The 23,355-nt window shown below is 56.8% G+C and carries 15 protein-coding genes; 9 read left to right on the plus strand and 6 right to left on the minus strand.

The window, feature by feature from the left end:
- Positions 1–641: 641 nt before the first annotated feature.
- Together rcsD and rcsB are read left to right on the plus strand one after the other, a co-directional pair.
- Complete coding sequence (gene rcsD, locus LBF07_RS03985) at positions 642–3,314, plus strand: phosphotransferase RcsD (protein WP_094934226.1); 2,673 nt, start codon at positions 642–644, stop codon at positions 3,312–3,314.
- A gap of 16 nt (positions 3,315–3,330) precedes the next feature.
- Positions 3,331–3,981, plus strand: coding sequence for a response regulator transcription factor RcsB (gene rcsB, locus LBF07_RS03990; protein WP_003859405.1), 651 nt, complete (start codon positions 3,331–3,333; stop codon positions 3,979–3,981).
- A gap of 90 nt (positions 3,982–4,071) precedes the next feature.
- On the opposite strand, the gene rcsC is transcribed toward rcsB, so the two are convergent.
- Positions 4,072–6,918 carry a two-component system sensor histidine kinase RcsC gene (gene rcsC / locus LBF07_RS03995; RefSeq protein WP_094934227.1) on the minus strand — a complete coding sequence of 949 codons (2,847 nt, stop codon included), beginning with the start codon at positions 6,916–6,918 and terminating at the stop codon, positions 4,072–4,074.
- A 135-nt stretch (positions 6,919–7,053) separates the two neighbouring features.
- The gene (gene gyrA / locus LBF07_RS04000; protein WP_039263204.1) at positions 7,054–9,690 is read right to left on the minus strand and encodes a DNA topoisomerase (ATP-hydrolyzing) subunit A; all 2,637 of its coding nucleotides are present in this window, start codon (positions 9,688–9,690) and stop codon (positions 7,054–7,056) included.
- A gap of 146 nt (positions 9,691–9,836) precedes the next feature.
- Here gyrA and ubiG point away from each other — a divergent pair, with 146 nt between their 5' ends.
- From ubiG to yfaE, 4 genes are all read left to right on the plus strand, one after another.
- Positions 9,837–10,565: a bifunctional 2-polyprenyl-6-hydroxyphenol methylase/3-demethylubiquinol 3-O-methyltransferase UbiG gene (gene ubiG / locus LBF07_RS04005; RefSeq protein ID WP_029740919.1), complete on the plus strand. Its 729-nt coding sequence runs from the start codon at positions 9,837–9,839 to the stop codon at positions 10,563–10,565.
- A 347-nt stretch (positions 10,566–10,912) separates the two neighbouring features.
- Entirely contained in the window at positions 10,913–13,198 is a 2,286-nt protein-coding gene (nrdA, locus tag LBF07_RS04010; protein WP_023312513.1) for a class 1a ribonucleoside-diphosphate reductase subunit alpha, read from the plus strand.
- A 49-nt stretch (positions 13,199–13,247) separates the two neighbouring features.
- Positions 13,248–14,378, plus strand: a complete 1,131-nt coding sequence (nrdB, locus tag LBF07_RS04015) for a class Ia ribonucleoside-diphosphate reductase subunit beta (protein ID WP_023312514.1) — start codon at positions 13,248–13,250, stop codon at positions 14,376–14,378.
- Positions 14,378–14,632, plus strand: coding sequence for a class I ribonucleotide reductase maintenance protein YfaE (yfaE, locus tag LBF07_RS04020; protein WP_023294104.1), 255 nt, complete (start codon positions 14,378–14,380; stop codon positions 14,630–14,632). Before nrdB ends, yfaE begins: the two co-directional genes overlap by 1 nt.
- A 105-nt stretch (positions 14,633–14,737) precedes the next feature.
- Here the strand turns inward: yfaE and glpQ are convergent, their stop codons facing one another.
- Together glpQ and glpT are read right to left on the minus strand one after the other, a co-directional pair.
- Positions 14,738–15,796, minus strand: a complete 1,059-nt coding sequence (glpQ, locus tag LBF07_RS04025) for a glycerophosphodiester phosphodiesterase (protein WP_069303104.1) — start codon at positions 15,794–15,796, stop codon at positions 14,738–14,740.
- An 11-nt stretch (positions 15,797–15,807) separates the two neighbouring features.
- Entirely contained in the window at positions 15,808–17,160 is a 1,353-nt protein-coding gene (gene glpT / locus LBF07_RS04030; RefSeq protein WP_024908206.1) for a glycerol-3-phosphate transporter, read from the minus strand.
- Between the two features lie 252 nt (positions 17,161–17,412).
- On the opposite strand from glpT, the gene glpA reads away from it, so the two are divergent.
- Genes glpA through glpC form a run of 3 tightly spaced genes read left to right on the plus strand, consistent with a single transcriptional unit; the run spans position 17,413 to position 21,435 of the window.
- Positions 17,413–19,041 carry an anaerobic glycerol-3-phosphate dehydrogenase subunit A gene (glpA, locus tag LBF07_RS04035; RefSeq protein WP_094934228.1) on the plus strand — a complete coding sequence of 543 codons (1,629 nt, stop codon included), beginning with the start codon at positions 17,413–17,415 and terminating at the stop codon, positions 19,039–19,041.
- Entirely contained in the window at positions 19,031–20,248 is a 1,218-nt protein-coding gene (gene glpB / locus LBF07_RS04040; protein ID WP_094934229.1) for a glycerol-3-phosphate dehydrogenase subunit GlpB, read from the plus strand. Before glpA ends, glpB begins: the two co-directional genes overlap by 11 nt.
- Positions 20,245–21,435 carry an anaerobic glycerol-3-phosphate dehydrogenase subunit GlpC gene (glpC, locus tag LBF07_RS04045; protein WP_039263209.1) on the plus strand — a complete coding sequence of 397 codons (1,191 nt, stop codon included), beginning with the start codon at positions 20,245–20,247 and terminating at the stop codon, positions 21,433–21,435. The genes glpB and glpC overlap by 4 nt, the downstream gene beginning before the upstream one ends.
- Before the next feature lie 33 nt (positions 21,436–21,468).
- Here glpC and LBF07_RS04050 read toward each other — a convergent pair whose 3' ends face one another.
- A complete protein-coding gene (locus tag LBF07_RS04050) occupies positions 21,469–22,668 on the minus strand; it encodes a nicotinamide mononucleotide deamidase-related protein YfaY (protein ID WP_094934230.1) in 1,200 nt (399 codons plus the stop codon).
- Positions 22,669–22,761: 93 nt separating this feature from the next.
- Positions 22,762–23,301, minus strand: coding sequence for a YfaZ family outer membrane protein (locus LBF07_RS04055; protein WP_045354282.1), 540 nt, complete (start codon positions 23,299–23,301; stop codon positions 22,762–22,764).
- Between the last annotated feature and the right edge of the window lie 54 nt (positions 23,302–23,355).

Genomic DNA, 23,355 nt, shown 5'->3' on the forward strand with positions numbered 1-23,355 from the left:
CAATGCGAATATGATACGAAAACTTTGAAGATGTTTCATTTATCTATCAACATGTTTCAAAATGTAAATATCAAGGAACTTTTACAAAGCACAAATAGCTTAGAAAATTAGCACTTATAATCAAACGAAAAAATCACCCCATAAACATCAGTAAGTTACAATAAAATCCGTTACAGCACTGAATGACAAAACAAGATCGCAGCTAATCTCTAAAATAACTCTCGCTATCATCATTAACTTTATTTATTACCGTCATTCAGTTTTGAATGTCTGTTTATCCCTAATTGAACCGGATGCTTCGCATTCGGTTTTTTTTTACCTTTCTTTACGTAACTTCTCTTTTTTTGTGCTACCACACCGTAATTGTAACGACTATTAACTAAATTCTCGTCGGGTATTCTCCGAAGTCCATAAATTGGTGCAAAACTTAATTTCTTGTTAATTCGTGCTATTTATTGACGGCGTGGGTCGATTATTTGTACGCGCATGGCGAGTTTGTACATGTTTTCTGCACTCCCCGCCGCCGATATTGTCCGGAGAAAAAGTCGCCTCTTCCCGGACAGTCGCGCTGGAAATTCAGTTATTACCCTTTATACTGCCCTATCGCCACAGAGCACGACCATAACGGGTTAAAGATATCAATGAGTCAGACTGAAACTACCGCCCCGAGCAAATTCTCCCTCCTCCCAGGGAGCATCACCCGTTTCTTTCTTCTTTTGATCGTTGTGCTGTTAGTCACCATGGGGGTGATGGTACAAAGCGCGGTTAACGCCTGGCTGAAGGATAAGAGCTATCAGGTCGTTGATATCACCCACGCCGTGCACAAGCGCATAGACACCTGGCGCTACGCCACCTGGCAGATTTACGACAATATCGCGGCTGCCCCGACCTCGACATCCGGGGATGGACTTCAGGAGACGCGGCTTAAGCAGGATGTCTATTATCTCGAAAAACCGCAGCGTAAGACCGAGGCCCTTATCTTTGGCTCTCATGACAGCGCGACGCTTGAGATGACGCAGCGTATTTCGACCTATCTGGATACTCTCTGGGGTGCCGAAACGGTACCGTGGTCGATGTATTATCTGAACGGTCAGGATAACAGCATGATCCTGATCTCAACGCTGCCGTTAAAAGATCTCTCGTCCGGCTTTAAAGAGACAACCGTGGGCAGCATCGTCGATTCCCGCCGGGCAGAGATGCTGCAGCAGGCGAACGCCCTTGATGAACGTGAGAGTTTCTCTTCCCTGCGTCGTCTGGCCTGGCAAAACGGCCATTATTTTACTCTGCGCACCACGTTCAACCAGCCCGGACATCTGGCGACGGTAGTGGCCTTCGATTTACCGATTAATGATTTAATCCCGCCGGACATGCCGCTCGACAGCTTCCGCCTGGAGCCAGACACCAGCACCCAGAACATGCGTGCGGCGTCTGACAAAGAGGCCGCAGAGAGCGTATCGATCTCCTTTAACGGCTCGAAAATCGAAATTGCCTCATCGCTGAACTCGACCGGTATGCGCCTGGTGTGGCAGGTGCCGTTTGGCACGCTGTTGCTCGACACCCTGCAAAATATCCTGCTGCCTCTGCTGCTGAATATCGGTCTGCTGGCGCTGGCCCTGTTTGGCTACAGCACCTTCCGTTTCCAGACGGGTCGTCAGAGCGACGCCTCTGCGGTTCCGGCTGGCACCAGCAATGAGCTGCGCGTATTGCGTGCACTGAATGAAGAGATTGTTTCCGTGCTGCCGCTTGGGGTCCTGGTTCACGACCAGGAGGCGAATCGTACGGTGATGAGCAACAAAATTGCCGACCATCTGCTGCCGCATCTTAACCTGCAGAACATCACCACCATGGCGGATCAACACCAGGGGGTGATTCAGGCCACCATCAACAATGAACTGTACGAGATCCGTCAGTTCCGCAGCCAGGTGGCTCCCCGCACGCAAATCTTCATTATCCGCGATCAGGATCGCGAAGTGCTGGTCAATAAAAAGCTCAAGCAGGCACAAAGGCTGTATGAGAAAAACCAGCAGGGGCGCGCCGCATTTATGCAGAACATTGGCGATGCCTTCAAGCAGCCGTTAAAAACGCTGGCGACCCAGGCGGCGGCGTTAAACACCTCTGAAAGCCACCAGCTTGCCTGCCAGGCCGATTCGCTGGTCAGAATGGTTGATGAGATCCAGCTGGCGAACATGCTGGAGAATGATTTCTGGAAGGGAACGCCAGCCCTCTTCTCCATTCAGGATTTGATCGATGAAGTGGTGCCGGAAGTGCTGCCCGTCATCAAGCGCAAAGGGCTGCAGCTGCTGATCAATAACAATCTCCCTGCGAATGACGAACGCCACGGCGATCGCGAAGCGCTGCGCCGTATTCTGCTGATGATTATTCAGTACGCCGTGACCACCACGCAGATCGGCAAGATCACCCTTGAAGTCAGCACCGAGGAGTCGGCAGAAGACCGTCTGACGTTCCGCATCCTGGACACCGGGGAAGGCGTCACAACGAGCGAAATTGATAATCTGCACTTCCCGTTCCTGAATGACACGCAGAGCGATCGCTACGGCAAGGCCAATGCCCTGACCTTCTGGCTGTGCGATCAGCTGGCGCGTAAGCTCGGCGGCCACCTGAATATCAAAGCTCGTGAATCCCTCGGCACCCGCTATTCTCTGCACGTGAAAATGGCGGCCAATCCGCAGGAAGAAGATGAGGAACGTCTGCTGGATGACGTCGTGGTGATGGTCGACGTGACCTCGAACGAGATCCGCAATATTGTCGTTCGTCAGTTAGAAAACTGGGGAGCGGCCTGCATCACGCCGGATGAAAGACTTGCAAGTCAAGAATTTGATCTGTTTTTAACTGATAATCCGTCTAATCTTACTGCCTCCGGCTTGCTTTTAAGCGATGATGAGTCAGGCGTGCGGAAAATCGGCCCTGGCCAGCTGCGCGTCAACTTTAATATAAGCAATGCGATGCAGGAAGCTGTACTACAACTAATAGAAGAGCAGCTGGCGCAGGAAGAGATAACGGAGTCACCGTTAGGCGGCAATGAAAATGCCGAGCTTCACGCCAGCGGATACTATTCACTCTTTGTTGATACAGTACCAGATGATGTTAAGCGGTTGTATACTGAGTCCGCTGCGAATGATTTTGCAGCGCTGGCACAGACAGCACACCGGCTTAAAGGGGTGTTTGCCATGCTTAATCTGGTTCCCGGCAAGCAGTTATGTGAAACGCTGGAACATCTAATTCGTGAGAAAGATGCCTCTGGCATTGAAAAATACATCAGCGACATTGACGCCTACGTCAAAAGCTTGCTGTAGCAAGGTAGCCTTATACATGAACAATATGAACGTAATTATTGCCGATGACCATCCGATTGTACTGTTCGGTATTCGCAAATCACTTGAACAGATCGAGTGGGTGAATGTAGTCGGTGAATTTGAAGACTCTACAGCACTGATCAATAACCTCCCAAAGCTTGATGCACACGTGCTCATTACCGATCTCTCCATGCCTGGAGACAAATACGGTGATGGGATCACGCTCATCAAATACATTAAGCGTCACTTCCCGGATATCTCGATCATTGTTCTGACCATGAACAACAACCCGGCGATCCTCAGCGCGGTGTTGGATCTGGACATCGAAGGGATTGTGCTGAAACAGGGCGCCCCGACCGATCTGCCAAAAGCGCTCGCTGCGCTGCAGAAAGGCAAGAAGTTCACGCCTGAGAGCGTCTCTCGTCTGCTGGAAAAAATCAGCGCGGGTGGCTACGGTGACAAACGCCTGTCCCCGAAAGAGAGTGAAGTTCTGCGCCTGTTCGCAGAAGGTTTCCTGGTAACCGAGATTGCCAAGAAGCTGAACCGCAGCATTAAAACCATCAGCAGCCAGAAGAAATCAGCGATGATGAAGCTGGGCGTGGACAACGATATTGCTCTGCTGAACTATCTCTCCTCCGTTACGCTGAGCGCAACGGACAAGGATTGATCCCGGACGGGTGTGCGGCCTGATGCCCTCACCCCGTCCCTCTCCCACGGGGAGGGGGTGAAAAAACGAAAAGGCCCTTGCGGGCCTTTTTTATATTCTGGTTTTTCTCACGCGATCCGCGTAAATCGACAACGTCTGCTTCAGCACGTCCAGCGTCACCGGTTTCGACAGACAGCTGTCCATGCCTGACTCCAGACAACGCTGTTTCTCTTCCGCCAGCGCGTTCGCCGTTACGCCCACTACCGGCAGCGTTAGGCCAAGCTGTCGGATGCGCTGCGTCAGACGGTAGCCGTCCATGTTTGGCATGTTGACGTCGCTAAGCACGATATCAATATGATTTTTACTCAGCACATTCAGCGCATCCACGCCGTCATTGGCGGTTTTGCACTGGTAGCCCAGCGATCCAAGCTGGTCAGCCAGCAGGCGACGGTTAATCGGATGGTCATCCACCACCAGAATCATCATATCGTCATTCACCGACGCCAGAGACTCCGGTGACGGCAATCCGCCCGCGCCGTCGCGCTCTTCCAGCTCCACTTTGTAGATGCGCGCCAGCAGGCTCAACAGCTCGTGCGGCGTTGCAACACTGTGTACCCATTCCCCGGGCGCACGCTCGACAGGAATGCCGATGTGGCGACGGCAGAAGAGCACTGCCCCTCTCCCCTGCCACGGCTGCTCCGGCAACTCGTCGGCGATCAGCACATCGTCCACATCCGGTGTTTGACCTTCATAGAGACACACCCTGACTCCACTGTGGGCAAGCAGCGCCGTCAGGTAGTCATTCAGCGAGGCGTTATGCACCGCCAGCCAGCAGCGCTTGTCGCTCAGACCGTCCACCGTCGCTTTTGCCGGATACTGCGCCGAATAGAGCGGAATACGGATGGTGAACTGGCTGCCCATACCGGGCTCGGTATCCACAGAGATATCGCCGTCCATCATGCTGACGAGCTTCTCACAAATCGCCAGCCCCAGTCCGGTGCCCTGGAAGTTACGCTGCACGCCGGTCCCGACCTGGAAGAACGGGTCGAACAGGCGGACCACTTCCTTCGCCGGGATGCCGACGCCCGTGTCGCGCACGCGAATGCTCAGGTAATCCCCCGCCCGGCAGACGTGCAACACGATACAGCCAACGTCGGTGAATTTGATGGCGTTGCTGAGCAGGTTAGAAATGACCTGCTGCAGGCGCATCGGATCGCCGTGCAGCGTCAGCGGCACGTCAGGTTCAATAAAGCAGTAGAGCCCCAGCTGTTTACGCACCACCAGCGGCAGATAGTTGGCGCTGATGTGGTTCATCACCTCGCGCGGCGAGAACTCCCGCGGTTCGATTTTCAGCTGCTCAGACTCAATTTTAGAGAAGTCGAGAATATCGCTGATGATTTTCAGCAGCAGGCTGGAGGAGTTGTTCATTGCCGTCACCAGCCTGTCGACCCCTTTCGGCAACTCTTTGGTCTGCAGCAGGTCGAGGTTACCGATGATCCCGTACAGCGGCGTTCGCAGCTCGTGGCTGACGGTGGCAAGGAACATGGATTTCGACTGGCTGGCCTGCTCCGCGGCCTGCGCCATCTCCTGCAACGACTCTTCCATCTTCACGCGCGCGGAGACATCCACCAGCACGCAAATCGCCACGTTTTCATTGCGATAGCGGGAATGCACAAAGCTGATCTGCAGGTTGGTGTGCGTGCTGGTGAGCACGTCGACAAAGTTAACCTGCTGACCGCAGATAATTTGCGTCAGCCTCTGGCGGTCCTCGTGCGTCAGCATGTTCAGGTAGTTATGCGCCAGCTCGTTACTCAGGATGTTGGTTCCGTCCTGGGTACGCAGAATGCAGATCCCCACCGGCGCCGACGCGACAATCTTCCGGTTAAACTGCTCGTGTTCCTCCAGCCGCTGGGCGTCGCTTTCGGCCGGAATAAAGATTTTCCGCTCATACATGCGCGCCAGGGTAAACAGCGCCCCGCCCGCGATCAGGTTCAGCAGAATCGCATTCATGATGAGAATACGTATCCGCTCAAGCACCATATCCACCGGCAGCGAATAGACAATACTCAGCGACGAAGGCGGCAGGCTCTTCTTCAGCACCAGCTCGCGGAAGCCAGAGGTATAGCCAAACCACGACCGCTCCTGCATCCAGTGAGGTTCAACGTTTAACCGGTTATCCGGCCCGGCGAGTGAGATCAGCTGATGACCGTTTTCATCCAGAATGGTCACCCCCATAGGCAGGCTGCCCGGAGTGAAAAAGTTTTCCATGCGAATGGTCTGCTCAATCCCCAGCAGCGCCTGCAGGCGATTGCCCAGATACACCGGCGTCAGGGCGTAGAAATAGCCCACGCCCGGTCGCGGGCCCTGGCTAACCCAGAAGATGTTATTCCCGCGCTCGTCCTGCGGCGCATTGCGATATTTCACAATACGTTCATGCAGGCTTTTCAGCGCATCGTCACGCTCAACGGGCACGTCGCGCAGGCCAAAGTCAGCCATGCAGAGATTTTCACTGCCAATCAGGAATACGCGGTTCAGGTCATAGGCGGCGGAGAAATTGTCGCGCCAGTAGCGCATAAACCAGGCAAGGGATTCCAGCGACCCGCGCCAGGTATTGCTCATGGTGGAGCAATCGGAATCCGGGAACAGCGGCTGGAAGTCCGGGACTTCGGTTTTGTCGTTACGCCCGCGAAGCGCAAGAATGCCGTTTTCCGCCGTCAGACGATTTTCGGCAATATACTTCAGCTCCTTCATCACGTCAGACGTTCGCTGAATGTAGCGCTGGGCCTGGTCGGAGCTTAAGTTAAACTCCTGGCGGATCTCCGCTTCTTTCTGGTGTAGCGCGTTAACGATGTAAAACACCGAGAACAAGGCCACCAGCAGCCAAAGCAAGAGCGCCAGCGCCCGAAACAGATAGCGAGAAACTTTCAGCGTAGTACGAAAGGAGACGAGGTATTTCAAGGGGGCGAGGCTCCGCCGTCGGGGTCAAAAGAATGTGGTTAAGGTAGCGGTAAACGCGCCAGGTCGCAACGTTGACTTATCTGCTTGTGCAAAAGAAAAGGGCCGGAATCCGGCCCTTTTTTGCATCAGGAGACATTACTCGTCAGCGTCATCCGCTACGTCATCGTCGGTGTCGGCTTCCGGCGCGATATCATCATCGCCTTCCGCAACGCTACCGTCGATGGAATCGAGCTCTTCGTCATCCACCGGCTCAGCAACGCGCTGCAGACCCACCACGTTTTCATCTTCCGCTGTACGGATGAGGATCACGCCCTGGGTGTTACGCCCCACCACGCTGATCTCAGACACGCGGGTACGCACCAGCGTACCGGCATCGGTGATCATCATGATCTGATCGGCATCGTCTACCTGCACCGCGCCCACAACGGAACCGTTGCGCTCGGTCACTTTGATAGAGATAACGCCCTGCGTGCCGCGAGACTTGGTTGGGTATTCCCCTTCCGCCGTACGTTTACCGTAACCATTCTGCGTCACGGTCAGGATAGCCCCTTCACCGCGCGGAATAATCAGAGAAACAACGCTGTCTTCGCCAGCCAGTTTGATACCACGAACGCCCGTAGCGGTACGACCCATTGCACGAACGGCGTTCTCTTTAAAGCGCACCACTTTACCGGCCGCAGAGAACAGCATCACTTCATCAGAACCGGAGGTCAGATCCACACCGATCAGCTCGTCGCCTTCGTTCAGGTTCACCGCGATGATCCCGGCGGAACGTGGGCGGCTGAACTCGGTCAGCGCGGTTTTCTTCACGGTACCGCTGGCGGTCGCCATAAAGACGTTCACGCCCTCTTCGTACTCGCGTACCGGCAGGATGGCGGTGATACGTTCATTCGCTTCCAGCGGCAGCAGGTTAACGATTGGACGGCCACGCGCGCCACGGCTCGCTTCCGGCAGCTGATAGACTTTCATCCAGTACAGACGACCGCGGCTGGAGAAGCAGAGGATCGTGTCATGGGTGTTCGCCACCAGCAGGCGGTCAATAAAGTCTTCTTCTTTAATGCGTGCCGCAGATTTACCTTTACCGCCACGACGCTGTGCTTCGTAGTCGGTCAGCGGCTGATACTTCACATAGCCCTGGTGAGACAGGGTGACCACCACGTCTTCGCGGTTGATCAGATCTTCAATGTTGATATCAGAGCTGTTCGCGGTGATTTCGGTGCGGCGCGCATCGCCGAACTGATCGCGGACCAGCTCCAGCTCTTCACGGATCACTTCCATCAGACGCTCTGCGCTGCCCAGGATATGCAGCAGTTCAGCAATCTGTTCCAGCAGCTCTTTGTATTCGTCGAGCAGTTTCTCGTGCTCAAGGCCGGTCAGTTTCTGCAGACGCAGATCCAGAATCGCCTGAGCCTGCTGTTCAGTCAGGTAATACTGACCGTCACGCACGCCGAACTCAGGTTCCAGCCACTCAGGACGGGCTGCGTCATCGCCCGCACGTTCCAGCATCGCGGCGACGTTACCCAAATCCCACGGACGGGAAATCAGGGCGGCTTTCGCCTCCGCCGGGGTTGGCGCACGACGGATCAGTTCGATGATCGGGTCGATGTTGGCCAGCGCAACCGCCAGCGCTTCAAGGATGTGCGCACGGTCACGCGCTTTGCGCAGTTCGAAGATGGTACGACGGGTCACCACTTCACGGCGGTGACGCACGAACGCGCTCAGGATCTCTTTCAGGTTCATGATCTTCGGCTGACCATGGTGCAGCGCAACCATGTTGATACCGAAGGAAACCTGAAGCTGAGTCTGGGAGTACAGGTTGTTCAGCACAACCTCACCCACCGCGTCGCGTTTGATTTCAATCACGATGCGCATACCGTCTTTGTCAGACTCGTCACGCAGCGCGCTGATGCCTTCAACGCGTTTTTCTTTTACCAGCTCGGCGATTTTTTCAATCAGACGCGCTTTGTTCACCTGATACGGGATCTCGTGAACAATGATGGTTTCACGGCCGGTTTTAGCGTCCGCTTCCACTTCGGCGCGGGCACGGATGTAAATCTTGCCGCGGCCGGTGCGGTACGCTTCTTCAATACCGCGACGACCGTTGATAATCGCCGCCGTTGGGAAGTCCGGACCCGGGATGTGTTCCATCAGCCCTTCAATGCTGATGTCTTCATCGTCGATATAGGCCAGGCAGCCATTGATCACTTCGGTGATATTGTGCGGCGGAATGTTGGTTGCCATACCGACCGCGATACCAGACGAACCGTTAACCAGCAGGTTCGGGATCTTGGTTGGCATCACATCTGGGATGCGCTCGGTGCCGTCGTAGTTATCGACGAAATCAACGGTCTCTTTTTCCAGGTCGGCCATCAGCTCATGAGCGATTTTCGACATACGGATTTCCGTATAACGCATCGCCGCAGCGGAGTCGCCGTCGACTGAACCAAAGTTACCCTGACCATCTACCAGCATGTAACGCAAGGAGAATGGCTGCGCCATACGAACGATGGTGTCATAAACGGCGGTATCACCATGCGGGTGATATTTACCGATGACGTCACCGACGACGCGGGCAGATTTTTTATAGGCTTTATTCCAGTCATTGCCCAATACGTTCATGGCGTATAGTACGCGACGGTGTACCGGCTTAAGGCCATCGCGGACGTCCGGCAGCGCACGGCCAACAATGACCGACATCGCATAGTCCAGATAGGAGCTCTTCAGCTCTTCCTCGATGTTAACCGGTGTAATTTCTCTCGCAAGGTCGCTCATCTAACCGCTATCCCTCTACTGTATCCCGGATTCAAAGGTCGCAAATTATAACACAGCCGAGGTGATTGAGGTAAACCTATACGCTTTATTTACGGGGATTGCCTGATATACTCCTTTGTCTTGCTAAATAAGGAGTAAAAGCGCCCATGAATGCCGAAAAATCCCCGGTGGCTCACAACGTTGACCACGAAGAGATTGCCAAATTTGAAGCGGTGGCGTCCCGCTGGTGGGATCTCGAAGGTGAGTTCAAACCGCTGCATCGCATTAACCCGCTGCGTCTGGGCTATATCGCGGAGCGTTCCGGCGGTCTGTTCGGTAAGAAAGTGCTCGACGTCGGCTGCGGCGGCGGCATCCTGGCTGAGAGCATGGCGCGCGAAGGGGCGAATGTTACGGGCCTGGATATGGGCTTTGAACCGCTCCAGGTGGCCCGCCTTCACGCGCTGGAGTCCGGCATACAAGTGGAATACGTGCAGGAAACCGTGGAAGAGCACGCGGCAAAACACGCCCATCAGTACGATGTGGTGACCTGCATGGAGATGCTGGAGCACGTTCCCGATCCGCAGTCGGTGGTGCACGCCTGTGCAAAACTGGTGAAACCGGGCGGCCAGGTCTTCTTCTCAACCATCAACCGTAACGGTAAAGCCTGGCTGATGGCCGTTGTCGGCGCGGAGTATGTGCTGCGCATGGTGCCGAAAGGGACGCACGACGTGAAGAAATTCATCAAGCCTGCGGAACTGTTAGGCTGGGTTGACCAGACGTGGCTCAAAGAGCAGCACATCACCGGCCTGCACTACAATCCGCTGACCGATAAATTCAAGCTCGCACCGGGCGTAGATGTTAACTATATGTTGCATACCACCGCCAAAAACGACTAACGTCATTCGTTATTCTTATAAAGATTGCGCGACATCATGTTGCGCAATTCTGACCTCCCGTTGAAGAAATCAGCACTCGATCAAATTTTGAATTTTTTTTCTTAATTATTGACATGTCTTCCAGGCCTTACGGTACGAGGACTTAGCCTTTTTTACCCTTTCACAACCTCAATTTAACGCCAAAATCAACCCTTGTGCTGAAAAGATTCGATACTAGAATACTCACCATATAGCGTTTTTCTTATCGCAAACCCCCTACATGTAGTATTTACCCACAGAGTTAGTCACAAGACGGATCTGTGGATAAACGGGGGATATTTTTTATTTCACGGACAGGTAAAACCCACATGAATCAGAGTCTGCTGGTGACAAAGCGCGACGGTACTACCGAGCGTATCAATCTGGACAAAATCCATCGAGTTCTCGACTGGGCAGCAGAAGGACTGAACAACGTATCTATCTCCCAGGTTGAACTGCGTTCCCACATTCAGTTCTACGACGGCATCAAAACGTCTGATATCCACGAAACAATCATTAAAGCAGCGGCAGACCTCATCTCCCGCGAAGCACCGGATTATCAGTACCTCGCTGCACGTCTGGCGATTTTCCACCTGCGTAAAAAAGCCTACGGCCAGTTTGAGCCGCCGAAGCTTTACGATCACGTAGTGAAAATGGTTGAGCTGGGCAAATACGACACGCATCTGCTGGAAGACTATACGGAAGAAGAGTTCGAGCAGATGAACGGGTTTATCGATCACTGGCGCGACATGAACTTCTCCTACGCGGCGGTGAAGCAGCTCGAAGGCAAATACCTGGTTCAGAACCGCGTAACCGGTGAGATCTACGAAAGCGCCCAGTTCCTCTATATTCTGGTGGCCGCCTGCCTGTTCTCTAACTACCCGCGTGACACCCGTCTGGAATACGTGAAGCGTTTCTACGATGCGGTATCCACGTTCAAGATTTCTCTGCCGACGCCAATCATGTCTGGCGTGCGTACCCCAACCCGTCAGTTCAGCTCCTGCGTACTGATCGAGTGTGGTGACAGCCTGGATTCCATCAACGCCACCTCCAGCGCGATCGTGAAATACGTCTCCCAGCGTGCCGGTATCGGCATCAACGCCGGTCGCATCCGTGCGCTGGGCAGCCCGATTCGCGGCGGTGAAGCGTTCCACACCGGCTGTATCCCGTTCTATAAACACTTCCAGACGGCAGTAAAATCCTGCTCTCAGGGCGGCGTGCGCGGCGGTGCTGCGACCCTGTTCTACCCGATGTGGCACCTGGAAGTGGAAAGCCTGCTGGTTCTGAAAAACAACCGCGGCGTGGAAGGCAACCGCGTGCGCCATATGGACTACGGCGTGCAGATCAACAAGCTGATGTACACCCGTCTGCTGAAAGGCGAAGACATCACCCTGTTCAGCCCGTCCGACGTTCCGGGCCTGTATGACGCGTTCTTTGCCGATCAGGACGAGTTCGAGCGTCTGTACACCAAATACGAAAAAGACGACAGCATCCGCAAGCAGCGCGTGAAGGCGGTAGACCTGTTCTCCCTGATGATGCAGGAACGTGCCTCTACCGGCCGTATCTACATCCAGAACGTGGACCACTGCAACACCCACAGCCCGTTTGATCCAGTAGTTGCGCCAGTGCGCCAGTCTAACCTGTGCCTGGAGATCGCCCTGCCGACCAAACCGCTGGAAGACGTGAACGACGAAAACGGTGAAATCGCGCTGTGTACGCTTTCCGCGTTCAACCTGGGCGCAATTAAGAGCCTGGACGAGCTGGAAGAGCTGGCGGTGCTGGCGGTTCGCGCGCTCGACGCCCTGCTGGACTACCAGGATTACCCAATCCCGGCCGCTAAACGCGGTGCAATGGGCCGCCGTACCCTGGGTATCGGCGTGATCAACTTCGCCTACTGGCTGGCGAAAAACGGCAAGCGTTACTCCGACGGCAGCGCTAACAACCTGACGCACCAGACGTTCGAAGCGATTCAGTACTACCTGATGAAAGCCTCTAACGAGCTGGCGAAAGAGCAAGGCGCGTGCCCGTGGTTCAACGAAACCACCTACGCGAAAGGCATTCTGCCAATCGACACCTACAAGAAAGACCTGGATGCGATCGTCAGCGAGCCGCTGCACCTCGACTGGGAAGGCCTGCGCGAGTCCATCAAGACCCACGGCCTGCGTAACTCCACGCTCTCTGCCCTGATGCCGTCCGAGACCTCTTCGCAGATCTCTAACGCCACCAACGGTATTGAACCGCCGCGCGGCCACGTCAGCATCAAAGCGTCGAAAGACGGCGTGCTGCGTCAGGTGGTGCCGGATTACGAAACGCTGGGCAATAACTACGAGCTGTTGTGGGAAATGCCAAACAACGACGGCTACCTGCAGCTGGTGGGTATCATGCAGAAGTTTATCGACCAGTCGATCTCTGCCAATACCAACTATGACCCGACGCGCTTCCCGTCCGGCAAGGTACCGATGCAGCAGCTGCTGAAAGACCTGCTCACCGCCTACAAATTTGGCGTGAAAACGCTGTACTATCACAACACCCGTGACGGTGCGGAAGACGCGCAGGACGACATGGTACCGTCAATTCAGGACGATGGCTGCGAAAGCGGCGCATGTAAGATCTAATGAAGGGCGGGGATATCCCCGTCTTTATTTCGTAAGACAGGACACACTCATGGCATATACCACCTTTTCACAGACGAAAAACGACCAGCTCAAAGAGCCGATGTTCTTCGGCCAGCCGGTCAACGTGGCACGCTACGATCAGCAAAAATATGACATCTTCGAAAAGCTGATTGAAAAGCAACTCTCCTTCTTCTGGCGCCCGGAAGAAGTGGACGTCTCCCGCGACCGTATTGACTACCAGTCGCTGCCGGATCACGAAAAACATATCTTCATCAGCAACCTGAAGTACCAGACGCTGCTGGACTCCATTCAGGGTCGAAGCCCGAACGTGGCGCTGCTGCCGCTGATCTCCATTCCTGAGCTGGAAACCTGGGTGGAAACCTGGGCGTTCTCCGAGACGATCCACTCCCGCTCTTACACCCACATCATCCGCAACATCGTGAACGATCCGGCGGTGGTGTTTGACGATATCGTCACCAACGAGCAGATCCAGAAGCGCGCGGAAGGCATTGCCCATTACTACGACGAGCTGATCGAGATGACCAGCTACTGGCATTTGCTGGGCGAAGGTACGCACAACGTGAACGGTAAAACCATCACCGTTAACCTGCGCGCGCTGAAAAAACAGCTGTACCTGTGCCTGATGAGCGTCAACGCGCTGGAAGCGATCCGCTTCTACGTGAGCTTCGCCTGCTCCTTCGCCTTTGCAGAGCGCAAGCTGATGGAAGGCAACGCCAAAATCATTCGTCTGATCGCCCGCGATGAAGCCCTGCACCTGACCGGTACCCAGCACATGCTGAACCTGCTGCGCAGCGGGACGGACGATCCGGAGATGGCGGAAATTGCCGAAGAGTGCAAGCAGGAGTGCTACGACCTGTTCGTGCTGGCGGCTCAGCAAGAGAAAGAGTGGGCAGACTACCTGTTCCGCGACGGCTCCATGATTGGCCTGAACAAAGACATCCTGTGCCAGTACGTTGAGTACATCACCAATATCCGCATGCAGGCTGTCGGTCTTGACCTGCCGTTCCAGACGCGCTCTAACCCGATTCCGTGGATCAACACCTGGCTGGTGTCCGATAACGTGCAGGTTGCGCCGCAGGAAGTGGAAGTCAGCTCTTATCTGGTCGGTCAGATTGATTCTGAAGTCAACACCGACGACCTGAGCAACTTCCAGCTCTGATGTCACGCGTCACGCTACGTCTTTCCGGCACTGAGGTACTGTGTCGGGAGGAGCACCCTTCTCTGCTGGTGGCGCTTGAGGCGCATCAGGTAGAAGTAGAGTACCAGTGTCGTTCCGGCTACTGCGGCTCCTGCCGCTGCCGCCTGGTCGCCGGCCAGGTGGACTGGCTGACCGAGCCGCTGGCCTTTATCAACGAAGGGGAAATTTTGCCCTGCTGCTGCCGGGCAAAAGGCGATATAGAGATCGAGATGTGATGTTGTCCGTATCCCCTCTCCCGGTGGGAGAGGGTTAGGGTTAGGGTATCAGGCCGCAGAGCCTGATTGTCGGGTGGCGGCTTCGCCTTACCCGACCTGCCAAACCTACTTCCGGTGAATGAATTCGACCGCTTTATCCGGGAAATCCGTAAACAGTCCGTCCACGCCCGCCTGGTTATACAACACCTCATAAAGCTGATTCACGTCCGTGGCATACGGCGGCAGCTGGTCTGCACGCACGGTATACGGATGCACCTGCATCCTGCTGGCGTGCGCCTCTTTCACCATCGCCGTCAGCTTCACGTGGCCCGGCGCTGAGCCTTCCGCCACCAGCATGTGGTAATCCGGCCCGATGCCGTCGGCGTACTGCGCAATCTGCTTCATCGCGCCCGGCTTAAACATCCAGTCGTAGCTGTAGTTCACCCACTTGCCGTCCGGCTGCTTCTCCTGGGTTTCATTCCAGTCGGTATAGGCAATCAACTGAACCAGATTGAGGTTCATCCCCATCTTCGGCTCCAGCTCGGTTTTGATGCGCTTCAGCTCGGCGGCGTCAAAACACTGCAGGTAAACTTTGTCCTTCTTGCTGGTGTAGCCGTACTGTTTCAGCACCTCCAGCGTCTTCGCGGCAATGTCTTTGCCTTCCTGATGGTGGAACCACGGCGCTTTGATCTCCGGGTAGATGCCGATATTTTTACCGGTTGAGTGGTTCAGCCCCTGAACAAACTCAATCTCTTCCTGGAAGGTATGGATCCGGAAGTCAGACTTGCCCATCGGGAAACGTCCCGGATAGACCTGCACCTTCTTGCCGTTTTCAATCTCAAAGCCTTCGGTAAACTTCAGGGAACGGATCTCCGCCAGCGTGAAATCAATGGCGTAGTAGCGACCATCTTTGCGCGCGCGGTCCGGGAAACGCTCCGCCACGTCCGTCACGCGGTCCAGATAGTGGTCATGCAGGACGACCAGCTGGTCGTCCTTGGTCATTACCAGATCCTGCTCCAGATAATCCGCGCCCTGGGCATAGGCCATCGCTTTCGCCGGGAGCGTATGCTCCGGCAGATAGCCGCTGGCGCCGCGGTGGGCGATAACGATTTTATCCGCCGCCAGCGCGGAGCCTGTCATCAGGCCCGCCAGCAGCAGGCCGGTTGTTACGTAAGATAATTTCATCGCAATGCTCCTTATTGACGACGCGCCAGCACTTCCGCGTGGTGACGTTTCTCACCGATCATGACCACAATGAGCAGCAGTACCGCCAGCACGCTGCCGCCGATCATCACCATAAACCCGCCGTCCCAGCCGAAGAAGTCTACGGTGTAGCCCACGATGGCGCTCGCCGCGACCGAACCGCCCAGGTAGCCGAACAGACCGGTAAAGCCTGCCGCCGTGCCTGCCGCTTTTTTCGGCGCCAGTTCCAGCGCGTGCAGGCCGATCAGCATTACCGGACCATAAATCAGGAAGCCGATAACGATCATGCAGGCCATGTCTACTGATGGGTTGCCCGGCGGGTTGAGCCAGTAAACGACGGTCGCGATGGTGACCAGGGTCATAAAGAACACGCCCGTCGCGCCGCGGTTGCCTTTAAACACCTTGTCCGACATCCAGCCGCAAAGCAGCGTGCCCGGGATCCCGGCATATTCATACAGGAAATAGGCCCACGAGGATTTATCCAGCGCGAAGTGCTTCACCTCTTTCAGGTAGGTCGGGGACCAGTCCAGAATGCCGTAGCGAAGCAGGTAAACGAACACGTTAGCCACCGCGATGTACCACAGCAGCTTGTTCGGCAGAACGTACTTCATGAAGATCTGTTTTGCGGTCAGCTCTTCTTCGTGCTCCTTGCTGTAATCATCCGGATAGTCGTTTTTGTACTCTTCAATCGGCGGTAGGCCGCAGGACTGCGGCGTATCGCGCATCAGCGCGAAGGCGAAAATCGCCACGACGATAGCGCCAAAGGCAGGCATATAGAGCGCAGCGTGCCAGTCGTTGAACCAGGCCATCCCCAGCAGGAACAGCAGCGGCGGAATACCGCCACCGACGTTATGCGCGCAGTTCCAAACCGACACGATCCCGCCGCGTTCCTTCTGCGACCACCAGTGCACCATGGTACGTCCGCACGGCGGCCACCCCATCCCCTGGAACCAGCCGCAGAGGAACAGCAGCACGAACATAATCGCAATACTGGACGTCGCCCACGGCACAAAGCCCATGAACAGCATGACCGCGGCCGCCAGGATCAGGCCGGCGGGGAGGAACACGCGCGGATTCGAGCGATCCGATACGGAGCCCATGATGAATTTGGAAAAACCGTAGGCAATTGAGATCCCCGACAGCGCGAACCCCAGATCGCCGCGGGAGAAGCCCTGCTCCACCAGATACGGCATCGCGAGCGCGAAGTTTTTACGTACAAGGTAGTACGCCGCGTACCCGAAGAAGATCCCCAGGAAAATTTGCCAGCGCAGACGGCGGTATAGCGGATCAATTTCTGCCTCTGGCAGACGCGCCCTGTGCGGCGCAGGTTTGAAGATACTGAGCATAACAGCCTCCGTGGCCTTGAATTGAATGGGCAGGTGGCTCGCACCTGAATTCCAGAGGCGGGGATGTTAAGAAATCACGGTGATTGTTACTGTGAATCAACGCACAGATTGTTACAGAAATATGACAGAATGCGCAAAAAAGCGCATGAAATCACGTTCCACTTTCGAATTTCGCGCGTTTATGTTCGAAATCAAACAAACCACACTATTGGTATGGCTAAATGATAAAAAAACGAACATAGAGGGTAAACAATGACCATTCACGATCCTCGCTACAGCGATGTGATAATCATTGGCGGTGGCGCAACCGGCGCCGGGATCGCACGCGACTGCGCCCTTCGCGGCTTAAGCGTCACGCTGCTGGAGCGCCACGATATCGCCACGGGCGCAACCGGGCGTAACCATGGTTTGCTGCACAGCGGCGCGCGGTATGCGGTGACCGACGGTGAATCCGCACGCGAATGTATTGCTGAAAACCAGATCCTCAAGCGTATCGCCCGCCACTGCATTGAGCCGACCGACGGCCTCTTTATTACTCTTCCCGAAGATGACCTCGCCTTTCAGGACACCTTTATTACCGCCTGCACTGCGGCGGGCATTCAGGCTGAGGCCATGGACCCGGCGCTGGCGCGGCGGCTGGAACCGTCGGTTAACCCGGCGCTTATCGGCGCGGTAAAAGTGCCTGACGGCACCGTTGACCCCTTCCGCCTGACCGCCGCCAATATGCTGGACGCCCGCGAGCATGGCGCGCAAATCCTGACCGGGCACGAAGTGACCGGGCTTATCCGTGAAGGTCATCGTATCTGCGGCGTGCGGATCCTTGATACGCAATATAACGAACACAGCGAGCTGTATGCCGCCGTGGTGGTTAACGCGGCGGGGATCTGGGGGCAGCGCATCGCGGAATACGCGGACCTGTCGGTACGCATGTTCCCGGCAAAAGGCTCGCTGCTGATCCTCGACCACCGTATCAATAACCACGTGATCAACCGCTGCCGCAAACCGTCTGATGCCGATATCCTCGTCCCGGGCGACACCATTTCGTTAATCGGTACCACCTCAACCCACGTCGACTACAGCGAGATTGACTACAACCGCGTGATCGCCGAAGAGGTCGACATCCTGCTGCGCGAAGGGGAAAAACTGGCCCCGGTGATGGCGCAGACGCGTATTCTGCGCGCCTACGCGGGCGTGCGTCCGCTGGTTGCCAGCGACAACGACCCGAGCGGACGTAACGTCAGCCGGGGCATCGTGCTGCTCGATCACGCCGAACGCGACGGCATGGACGGGTTTATCACCATCACCGGCGGCAAGCTGATGACCTACCGCCTGATGGCCGAGTGGGCGACCGATGCCGTCTGCCGCAAGCTGGGCAATACCGAACGGTGCGTGACGGCAGAGCAGCCACTGCCCGGCTCGCGTCAGTCCACCGAAAAAACGCTGCAAAAAATTATCTCCCTGCCCGCGCCGCTGCGCGGATCCGCTATCTACCGCCACGGCGACAGAACGCCGCAGTGGCTCGGTGAAGGACGCCTGAGCCGCAGCCTGGTATGCGAGTGCGAAGCCGTCACCGCCGGTGAGGTGCAGTATGCGGTGGAGAGCCTGACGGTCACAAGCCTGCTCGATCTTCGTCGCCGCACCCGCGTGGGAATGGGTACCTGTCAGGGCGAGCTGTGCGCCTGTCGTGCCGCCGGGCTGCTGCAGCGTTTTCACACCACTACCGCCACCCAGTCGCTCGATCAGCTCAGCGCGTTTTTAAACGAGCGCTGGAAAGGCATTCAGCCTGTCGCCTGGGGCGATGCCCTGCGCGAAAGCGAATTTACCCGCTGGGTCTACCAGGGGCTTTGCGGTCTTGAGAAGGAGCAACGCGATGAAATTTGATACCGTAATCGTCGGCGGCGGGCTGGCAGGCCTGCTCTGCGGCATCAAGCTCACGAAGCAGGGGCTGCGCTGCGCCATTATCACCCGGGGCCAGAGCGCCCTGCACTTCTCGTCGGGCTCGCTGGATCTGGTGGACGACGCGTACCGCGATAAGCTCCCGCCGGAGCATCCGTATCACCTGATTGGCGCCCAGCATATTGACCGCTTTGCGCTGGAAACCGAAGCGCTGCTGGCAGACTGCGGCGCGCGTCTGAAGGGAAGCGCCCGGCTCAATCACCAGCGCGTCACGCCGCTCGGCACCCTGCGCTCTGCCTGGCTCAGCCCGGAAGAAGTGCCCGTTGCTCCCTTCAACGCCGCGCGCGTGCGGGTCGTGGGCATTAGCGGCTTTCTGGATTTTCAGCCCCATCTCGCGGCGGCGTCGCTCTGTCGCCAGGGCGTCAATGCCGAAACGGCAGAGATAGAGCTGCCTGAGCTTGATGTCCTGCGCGACAACCCGAGCGAATTTCGCGCGGTGAATATCGCCCGTTTTCTGGATAACGAGGACAAATGGCCGCTGCTGTATGACGCGCTCAGACCGCTCAGCGACAGCTGTGACGCCCTGCTGATGCCCGCCTGCTTTGGTTTACGCGACAACCGGCTCTGGCGCTGGCTCTCGGATCGTCTGCCCTGCTCGCTTGGCCTGCTGCCAACCCTGCCCCCTTCCGTCCCCGGCATTCGCCTGCATACCCAGCTCCAGCGCCAGTTTGTCGCGCAGGGCGGCGTGTGGATGGCGGGTGATGAGGTGAAAAAAATCACCCTGACCGACGGCGCGGTCAGCGAAATCTGGACGCGCAACCACGACGATATTCCGCTTCGCGCGCGCTTTACGGTTCTGGCAAGCGGCAGCTTCTTCAGCAACGGGCTACTGAGCAGCCGGGAGGGCATCCGGGAAGCCATTATGGGGCTGGATGTTCGCCAGCGTGCCTCCCGCGCGGACTGGTATCAAAGTGATTTCTTCTCGCCGCAGCCCTGGCAGCAGTTCGGCGTGATTGTCGATAACCAGCTGCATCCGCAACTTTCCGGTAAGCCCGTCAGTAATCTTTTTGCCATCGGCTCGCTGCTGGGCGGGTACGATCCCATTGCCCAGGGATGCGGTGGCGGGGTCTGCGCCGTCACGGCGCTGTATGTGGCAGAGCAGATTAGCCAGAGCACGGAGGCTGAACAATGAACGACACCCGTTTTGAAAGCTGCATTAAATGCACGGTGTGTACCACCGTCTGCCCGGTGAGCGGCGTGAACCCACGCTATCCCGGACCAAAGCAGGCCGGGCCGGACGGCGAGCGTCTGCGCCTGAAGGACGGCAAGCTGTACGACGAGGCGCTGAAATACTGCATCAACTGCAAACGCTGCGAAGTCGCCTGCCCGTCGGACGTTAAAATCGGCGATATTATCCAGCGCGCCCGGGCGCGCTACAGCACGCAAAAGCCGACGCTGCGGGACGCTATTCTGAGCCATACCGATCTGATGGGCAGCGTCTCGACGCCGTTTGCCCCGCTGGTGAATGCCGCGACCTCCCTCAAACCGGTGCGTCAGCTGCTGGATGCCACGCTGAAGATAGACCATCACCGCAGCCTGCCGAAATATTCTCACGGCACCTTCCGCCGCTGGTACAAATCCGTCGCGGCGGAGCAGGCGCAGTACGCCGACCAGGTGGCCTTTTTCCACGGCTGCTATGTGAACTACAACCACCCGCAGCTGGGCAAAGATCTGCTGAAGGTGATGAACGCCATGGGAACGGGCGTTCAGCTGCTGAACAAAGAGAAGTGCTGCGGCGTACCGCTGATCGCCAACGGGTTTACCGATAAAGCGCGCAGGCAGGCTCAGAGCAATGTCACGTCACTGCGCGAAGCGATTGTCGATAAAGGTATTCCGGTGCTGGCGACCTCGTCCACCTGTACCTTCACCCTGCGCGATGAGTACCCGCATCTGCTGGACGTGGATAATACCGGCCTGCGCGAGCACATCGAGCTGGCGACACGCTTCCTGTGGCGCAAGCTCGATAGCGGGCAGACGTTGCCGCTGGGAAAATTGCCCCTGAAAGTGGTGTATCACACGCCGTGTCATATGGAGAAAATGGGCTGGTCGCTCTATACGCTTGAGCTGCTGCGGTTAATTCCGGGCCTGGAGCTGACGGTGCTGGATTCGCGCTGCTGCGGGATTGCGGGAACCTACGGCTTTAAGCGTGAAAACTACGAAACGTCGCAGGCGATTGGCGCCCCGCTGTTCCGTCAGATTGAAGAGAGCGGCGCGGATATCGTGGTAACGGACTGCGAAACCTGCAAGTGGCAGATTGAGATGTCCACCAGCAAGCGCTGCGAACATCCAGTCACCCTGCTGGCGAAGGCGCTGGGCTGAACACGGCCGGGGCGAAACGCCCCGGCCAAGGTTTTACTCCACGAACAGCGACTCGACAACGTTAATCCAGCCGTGCTCGCTGGCAACCTCTTTGCCATTCAGCCAGCGGCGCAGCATGTTCAACGCCATCATGGCGCAAACCTCCTGACGCACCGCCAGGCTGTGGCGGGTAATGCTCATTTTTACCCGCAGGGCCCAGGTGCCTTCCGGCGTCGCCAGCGCGAAGTTAAGGTGTTCCTCATCCAGCCCCCCGACAAACAGCGCCAGACCGGCAAAATGCTTCACCCTTCTCTCGGAAGCCCAGCGGGCGGTCTGCGCCAGGGTCTCCTGCTGGAACGGCACCACTTCGCTGGCCAGCAGCGGCGCGTTGACGCGCGACAGCTGCAGCGCTAGCAGGCCACCGGTGAACTGCTCGCTTAAGGTCACGCTCAGCTGACGCGACTGCAGATGCGTCGCAATCTGCGCGGGTAGCCCTTCCGTCCCTTCAAAGATCAGGCTTTCGCCCGCCACGCGCTGCACCTCGGGCCACAGGGCCAGCATCGCCTCTTTCTGCTCGGCCGGACCTGTCAGCTTGAGCTCAATGATCGGCATGGAGGAGCGGTAGCCCATGGAGACGCCCGGCGGCAGCGGGAGAGGGTCAAGGCTCTGGGCCAGATCGCTTTCCGAGCGGCCAAAGGTGGTCAGACGCAGGCACAGCGGCGGTTCAGGCAGGGTAAAACGATCGCGAAGGCGCGGCAGGATCTGCTGCTCGACCATCACTTTAAATTCTGAGGGCACGCCCGGCGTGAAGAACATCAGGCAGCGGTTCAGCTGCATGGCAAACCCGCACGCGGTACCCACCGGGTTATCGACCAGCTCGGCGCTGGCGGGAATTTCAGCCTGTTTGCGGTTGCTGGGGGCCATGACGCGGCCGCGTTCGGAGAAAAAGCGCTCCATCTGCGAAAGCCACGCCTCGTGCAGCACCAGCCCTTCGCCTTTTGCGGTCGCGGCGGCCAGCGCGCTGAGATCGTCACCGGTGGGGCCGAGTCCGCCATTCACAATCAGCACGTCACAGTGTTCGCTGCGCTCGCGCAGAATAGCGACCAGCGACTCAAGATTGTCGCCCACCGTATTGCGGCGCGTTAACGGCAATCCTTGCTCAAAGAAAAGATCGGCAAGCCAGGCAGCATTGGTATCAATAATTTGTCCATGCAGCACTTCGTCGCCGGTGGATAACATCTCCACGTTAATCATTATGTTCTCCCGCTTATTTAGTCAAAACACTATAGCGCAAACGCGGGGTGGAGAAGAGAGAAACTGGCGCGACAGAACGCCGCGCCGGAGTGATTAGAAGCCTGCGCTGACGCCCACGTACGGGCCGTCGGCCAGCGCGTTGTCGCGGTTGCCGTCTTTGCCGGCCAGGTTCAGATAGCGATAGCCCGCTTCGATGGTAATCGGACGCATGATGGTCCAGCGCGCGCCGGCGTTGGCCTCTTCATAGCTTTCGATACCGCTTGAGAGGGAGTCCGGCGAATAGTAGTACTCACCAAACAGGCCGAAGCTGTCGCCAATTTTCCACTGCAGGCCGCCGCCCACTGCCGCCGCGTACCCTTCGTCACCGTCATTTGGGTTGGTGTAGATACCTTTACCGCCGACGGTGGCCAGAAACGGGCCAAGAGGAACGTTCAGACCCAGGCCGAGGCTCGCCGCGTCGCCGTCGTCATCGTTATGCGTCCAGCCGCCGGTCATCGCCAGACCGGAAGTCTCGGTACCCATGCCAAAGCCCAGGTGGGTATAATCCTGACCCGCCGATCCGTTAATGCTGATGGCGTTAGCCGCCGCAGATACAACCATCAGGCCGAAGCCCACGAATGCCACTTTTTTCATTGTCGTGATCCCGCACAATTATTATAAAGAAGTCCCAAAACCGCGAGATTTTAA

Origin of the sequence: Enterobacter cloacae complex sp. ECL352, from assembly GCF_020149545.1 — a bacterium.
Classification (GTDB): Bacteria; Pseudomonadota; Gammaproteobacteria; order Enterobacterales; family Enterobacteriaceae; genus Enterobacter; species Enterobacter asburiae_B.